The sequence below is a fragment of the Shewanella sp. SM29 genome (assembly GCF_025654245.1).
In the GTDB taxonomy this organism is placed as follows: Bacteria; Pseudomonadota; Gammaproteobacteria; order Enterobacterales; family Shewanellaceae; genus Shewanella; species Shewanella oncorhynchi.
Genome location: NZ_JAKKRN010000076.1, coordinates 1 through 1,319, shown reverse-complemented (window position 1 = coordinate 1,319; position 1,319 = coordinate 1). Strand labels below are relative to the sequence as shown.

General features: G+C 44.4%; 1 protein-coding gene. It reads left to right on the top strand.

Translation table 11 applies throughout. From position 1 onward, the window contains the following. Positions 1-103: 103 nt before the first annotated feature. Positions 104-1,306, top strand: a complete 1,203-nt coding sequence (locus tag L5L77_RS22485) for an IS4 family transposase (protein WP_263187185.1) — start codon at positions 104-106, stop codon at positions 1,304-1,306. Positions 1,307-1,319: the final 13 nt, after the last annotated feature.

The window sequence follows — 1,319 nt, the reverse complement described above, 5'->3', positions numbered from 1 at the left end:
TCTAGCGAATCCCCACATAAATTCGATGGGATTCAAATAAGTAGACACGCATGATGCTGTTTGATCTAATCAATTTCGCCAAAAACCTACTAGATCCAACATCATGCGTGATATCGACATATTACACGATTTACTCAAAAAACAATGCCCTCAAATACACCAAAAACGCCTTAATTCTCTGATGGTTGCTACTGAGTCTTTACTCGATGGCAATCAACTCTCGTTAACCCAGTTAGGACGGAACATAACGGGTAACGTTGCACCAAAACACAATATCAAGCGTATTGACCGACTGCTCGGAAATCTACATGTTGTCAAAGATAAGTTCGCTATTTATCAATGGCATGCACAGTATCTCTGCGGCTCAAATCCGATGCCCATTATTCTTGTGGATTGGTCTGATGTGCGCGAACAACTGCGAATGATGACCTTACGCGCATCAATCAGTGTTAAAGGTCGCTCCATTACGTTGTACGAACGCACTTTTCTGTTTGAAGATTACAATGCCCCACGCAGTCATAACGCTTTCTTAGCTGAGCTTGCTAACGTATTGCCGCCAGGATGCTGCCCGCTCATCGTCACCGATGCAGGTTATCGCAATACTTGGTTTAGGGAAGTCGAGCGCCATGGCTGGTTTTGGCTAGGTAGAGTTCGTGGTGATGTCAGTTTTATGCTCAACGGCCAAACATCATGGCAGTCAAATAAATCCCTCTATCCTAAAGCGAATTCAACCGCGAAATACATGGGTAGCGTCAAGTTAGCGCGCAAGTCTCCGCTACAATGTTACCTGCACTTGTTTAAAGCTAAACCTAAGCTGCGTAAGGATAAGCGTTCTTCTAAAGCTGGGCGAAATCACACCGCACAAAAGAGTTACAGCTCAGGGAGTAAAGAGCCTTGGCTACTCGCAACAAATCTACCTCCGGACTACTTTGGCCCTTCAAAGGTCGTCGATTTATATGCTAAGCGAATGCAAATTGAAGAAACCTTCCGCGATTTAAAAAGTCCGCAATATGGCATGGGCCTTAGACAAAGCCGCAGCCGTTGTCCAAAGCGATATGATGTATTGCTGCTCATCTCTATGCTGGCTGAAATCGTGTTGTGGTGTATTGGGTTAGCGGCACAACACCTTGGATGGCAAAGATATTTTCAAGCCAATACAGTGAGAAAGCAGGCTGTGCTATCAATTGTTAGACTTGGAAAGGAAGTACGCAAAAGAGACAAATATCCGGTAAAGGAGACAATTTTTCGCTGGGCATTAATCGAATATATAAACTTAGTTCATGACGCTGGAAAACCTCAATTATGAGGGGATCCCCCAG

Coding starts and splice junctions, on each gene's coding strand:
- L5L77_RS22485 (WP_263187185.1), top strand. CDS start 104: ATGCGTGATATCGACATATTACACGATTTACTCAAAAAACAATGCCCT.